Raw genomic sequence first — 4,675 nt, forward strand, 5'->3', positions numbered from 1 at the left:
GTTCAACAACCAGGTCTGGCACCGGGGCGCACCCAATCTCTCGGAGCGCGTGCGCTACATCACGCAAGTGAGCTATGCGCGTCGGCTGATCGGGCACAAATACGCGCCCTTCATGAACTACCAGATGCCCGAGCATGTCTACATAGATGCCAATCCACGCCGCAAGCGCCTACTGGGCTTCTTGCCCAACGGGGCGTATGGGTAAACTGGTGAGTTTTTCGCCCCGATTGTAATCGCCCCCATGAACGCGCCCAGAGGGCACCCGGTCTTATTGTCCTCGCAGGCTCGGACACAAAGGCCACTTCGGGCCATACCGATCCCGAGTTGACTCGGCTATGGGCGGCACGCCCTTCGTGTCGGCGAAGCCGTCAAAAAGACGCCCCCGTTCATGGGGGCGATTACAATCGGGGCAACCTCTTATTTCAGTTTCTTCGCCTCATTAATGGCTTTCTTGGCCGCCTTGATCGCCGCTGCCGCCTCGGTCTTGTTGCCGAGGCTGAGCGGCTCGACCAGCGCATCAATGTTCTGAGATGCGCGGGAGAGCCGAGTGGTCAGGGCGTTGGTGTTGAACACGGGGCGGGGAGTGGGCTGGCCTTCTGCCGGGGACTCGCCGCCGCCTTCCGCAGGGGGTGCCGTTGGGGGCGGGGTGACGGGGCGGTTGCCCTGCTGGGGATCGTTGCCCCGGAGCGTGCCGGGGGTCCGCCGGTTGGCTGTACCGCTGCCGCCGCCCGGACGGCCTGCTCCTGCTGCCGGAGAGATCTGTGCCAGGAGATCCGTGACCGCTTTCAGGCGGGCTTCAGACTTGGCAAGCACTTTCGCCTTGTCTTTTTCACTCAGGGTCGTGTCCGCCTTGACCTTGTCGCGATCTTTTTCCCGTGCGGTGCGCGTTGCCGTGAGAGCAAGGCGCGCGGCATCCAGCTCGCCGTAAGCATCGCGGAGGGCGGCGAGGGTGTCGTGCACCTCAAGGCGCTCTTTGTCGGTCAGGTGTGAGCGGGGATCATCGTAGAGGGTGAGCGCCTGCGTGGACGACTGCTTATCCACGGTGAGGGTGGCGGTGTAGCTGCCGGGGAGCAGGCGCGGGGCCGTTGCTCCGCCGCCGCCGCCAAACCCTCCTCCAAAACCACCCCCGAATCCACCACCGCCGCCTTGGTTGGCCGTGGCGCTTGGTGCGACTGCGGGGCTCTCGCGTAGATCCCAGCGCAGCACGTTCCAGCCCGGCGACGGCTCCGCTTGGCTGAGGGTTCGGAGCACTTTCCCCTTGCTGTCCTTGATAGCCAGGGTTGCCGAGCCCTTCACACCCTCGGCGAGGTAGAAGCGGAAGGAATTGCCCGTGCTGGGGTTTGGGGCGATATAGATTTTATGCCCCGTTGTCGCTTTGCGGCTCGCGATTCGGTAGTGAACGGCGGGCTTGGGTGGCGCAAGAGTCACGGGAGCCAGGGTCTGGGCTTTGGCTTCCAGCAGGCCGATATCGTCGAGAATCCAGATGCCCCGGGCGTGGGTCGCGAAGATCAGGTCGTTGTCACGCGGATGAACCTGGATATCGTCCACGGGGATCGAGGCGGGGAAGGGCTTGTCGAAGCGCTCCCAGCTCCCGCCCCGGTTGAAGGAGACATAGGCCCCGCGCTCGGTTCCCAAGAAGAGGAGGTTGGGAGTGCGCGGATGATCACGAATCACACTCACGGTTGCGCCTTCGGGCAGGTCACTGGAGAGCTTTTTCCAGGTTGCGCCGAAGTCCTCGGTCACAAACGCGTAGGGCGTAAAGTCATCGCTGCGGTGGCCATCGAAGCTGACGTAGCAGCGGCCCGGTGCATGGCGACTGGCGTGTACTCGGCTCACATAGGTGCCTTTTGGGACACCAGGGACACTGCAAAGCGTCCATGTCTTGCCGTCGTCCTGTGAGACTTGCACGTTCCCATCATCGGTGCCTACCCAGATCACGCCCTCCTTGGCGGGAGACTCACTGACCGTGACGATATAGCCGTAGCCGTCTTGGCCATCGTTGCCGGAGAGGGTACTGGCACCCACGGGCTTTCCTAGAATGGGCAGCTTCGTGCGATCCGGCTTGGTGGTGAGATCGTCGGTTCTGCGCCAGGTGTCGCCGCGATTTTGCGAGATAAAGAGCTTATTGCCTCCAAAGAAAATCTTTTTTGGGTTGTGAGGCGAGATGAGAATCGGGCTGTTCCAGTCGAACTGAAGCCGTTCCCCCGCGCCTTCGGGGCGGGGTTTGATGCTCTTGCTCTCGCCCGTGGCCTGGTTGCGCCGTCCGACCGCGCCGCCCTGGCTCTCGGTGTAGATAATCTGCCAGTTGATCGGGTCCGCCTGGGCGTAGAAGCCATCGCCGCCGCCCACGTTGAGCCACTCGTCGTTGGTGACACCGCGTGCATCCAGTGTCCGGCTGGGGGCTTCCCAGGTGCCGTTGTCCTGGAGGCCCCCGTAGACATGGTAGGGAAAGCGCATGTCGTAGTGGACCTCGTAGAACTGGCTCACCACAAGCGTATTGATATAGTCCCAAGTCTTGCCCTGATCCCAGCTTACCTGGACGCCTCCGTCGCAGCCCAGGAGCAAGTGGTCCGAGTCCTTAGGGTCAATCCAGAGCGCGTGGCCGTCGGCATGGACACGGGAGAAGGGGGAGGCGAAGGTCTTAGCGCCGTTCACGGAGACATAGGTGCTCACCCCCAGGACATAGACCGTGTCCTCGTCGTTGGGATCCACGCGGATCTGGGAAAAATACATGGGGCGTGGGTTGGTGGCGGCGCGTTTCTCCCACGTCTCTCCTGCATCATCCGTGCGCCAGACATGGCCGTTGCCCGCTGCCGACTGCGTGCCGCCTTTGTTATCATTCTCCCAGGTAACATAGACAATCTTGGGGTTCTTAGGGTAGATCGCGATGCCGATTCGGCCCACTTCGCCACTGGGCAGGCCACCAGAGAGCTTCTTCCATGTCTTGCCCGCGTCGGTGGTTTTATAGAGTCCGCCGTCGGTGCTGCCGCCCGCAAAGCCAAAGGCCGAGCGTCGCCGGGTGTAGGCCGCCGCGTAGAGCGTGTTGGGGTCGTTGGGGTCCATCGCCACATCGGTCACGCCCGTGTCGTCGTTGATGAACAGCGACTTAGCCCAGGTCTTGCCGCCGTCGGTGGACTTGTAGAGCCCGCGATCCGGGTTGGCCCCCCAGAGCCTGCCGAGCGCCGCCGCATAGACGGTATTCGGGTCCGTGGGATGCACTACCACGCGCCCAATGTGCTGTGTCTTTGCCAGCCCGATATGGCTCCAGGTCTTGCCGGCATCATCGGACTTATACATGCCGTAGCCCCACGACGAGCTCTGGCGGTTATTGGCCTCTCCGCTGCCCACATAGACAATATCGGGGTTACTGGGCGCAATGGCAATATCCCCAATGCTGCTGGTCTCGTGGCCGTCGAAGATGCTCTCAAAAGTTGTCCCGTTGTTGGTCGTCTTGAAGATGCCTCCCGCTGCCGTCGCCACATAGTAGGTCTTCGGGTCGGACTCCACCACCGCGAAGTCGTCAATACGTCCGCCCATGATCGCCGGGCCGATACTGCGCCAGGCGAGATCTTGCAAAGTAGGGCTTGGTGTCGGCCCTTGGGCAAACAGAGGCGTGGAGAGCAGGCTTAAGCTAAGAATCGTTAAAGGAAGGAAATGGCGTTTCATGCGACGATTTTACCTGTAAGTTATCCAAAGCGGGGGTAAAATCTTAATATGCGCATCAAAATTTGTGGAATCACCTGTGTTGACGATGCCCTGCTCGCCGCTGAGCTGGGTGCGGATGCGCTGGGGGTGATCGCTGTGCCGGGCACGCCGCGCTACGTCACACCAGAAACCGTCGCCCTGATTCGTGCTGCGCTACCGCCTTTTCTGTCTTTGGTTATTGTTGCCCAGAATGCCGAGCAAGCGCACGGCTACCCCGGCGACCTCTTTCAGCTCTTCGATGGTCCGCTCCCCGAGCACTCGCGCTGCATCCGTGTTGTCCGGGTGCGCGACCAGGCCAGTCTCGCCGCCGTGGCAAGCGCCGCTGCTGAGCCTGTGAGTGCGGTCTTACTGGATGCCTACCACGAGAAAGCTCTCGGCGGCGCGGGTGTCGCCTTCGACTGGAGCCTTGCTGTCGCCGCAAAATCCCTCCTAGGCGGGAAGCCACTGCTCTTAGCCGGTGGCCTGACTCCTGAAAATATTGCCGAAGCGATTGCTCTTGTGCGCCCCTACGCTGTGGATGTTTCGTCGGGTGTGGAAGCCGCACCGGGCAAGAAGGACCCTCAGAAACTCCGTGATTTTATCGCCTCAGTCCGGGCGATAGAATAACCCATGCGTACCGCTCCCTTCACCAAGCTTTGGGAACTTCCCAGTTACTGCGAGCACACCGGACAGTTGGTTCGCCTGGTGCCCACCGATCCGCAGCGGGATAGCCTGGAGCTTTTTGTCGCTGCGAACACGCCGTCACTGTGGGACTACATGACCCGCGGGCCGTTTGACAGCGAGGCGGAGTTTCGGGAGTATTTGGAGAGCCTCCAGGGGCTGAGTGATTGGCAGCCTTACACGGTGCGGCAGCTCGCAGACAGTGCCGCTCTGGGGATGCTCTCCGTGATGCGTATCGAGCCGCGCGACGGGGTCGCGGAGCTGGGCAGTATCTGGTACACCCCCAAAGCGCAGCGCACTGCCACCAACA

2 protein-coding genes and 2 pseudogenes are annotated in these 4,675 nt (G+C 61.9%); 3 read left to right on the top strand and 1 reads right to left on the bottom strand.

Annotation, left to right across the window (positions count from 1 at the left end; translation table 11 throughout):
• Positions 1–205, top strand: a pseudogene (locus ACH2EH_RS11000) (mitomycin antibiotics/polyketide fumonisin biosynthesis protein); the annotation flags it as partial.
• A 212-nt stretch (positions 206–417) separates the two neighbouring features.
• Here ACH2EH_RS11000 and ACH2EH_RS11005 read toward each other — a convergent pair.
• Complete coding sequence (locus ACH2EH_RS11005) at positions 418–3,666, bottom strand: WD40/YVTN/BNR-like repeat-containing protein (protein ID WP_395141611.1); 3,249 nt, start codon at positions 3,664–3,666, stop codon at positions 418–420.
• 48 nt (positions 3,667–3,714) lie between these two features.
• Between ACH2EH_RS11005 and ACH2EH_RS11010 the strand changes: the two genes are divergently transcribed.
• Positions 3,715–4,311, top strand: coding sequence for an N-(5'-phosphoribosyl)anthranilate isomerase (locus ACH2EH_RS11010; RefSeq protein WP_395141613.1), 597 nt, complete (start codon positions 3,715–3,717; stop codon positions 4,309–4,311).
• A 3-nt stretch (positions 4,312–4,314) separates the two neighbouring features.
• A pseudogene (locus ACH2EH_RS11015) lies at positions 4,315–4,675 on the top strand (hypothetical protein); the annotation flags it as partial.

This window comes from Armatimonas sp. (genome assembly GCF_043760365.1).
GTDB lineage: Bacteria > Armatimonadota > Armatimonadia > Armatimonadales > Armatimonadaceae > Armatimonas.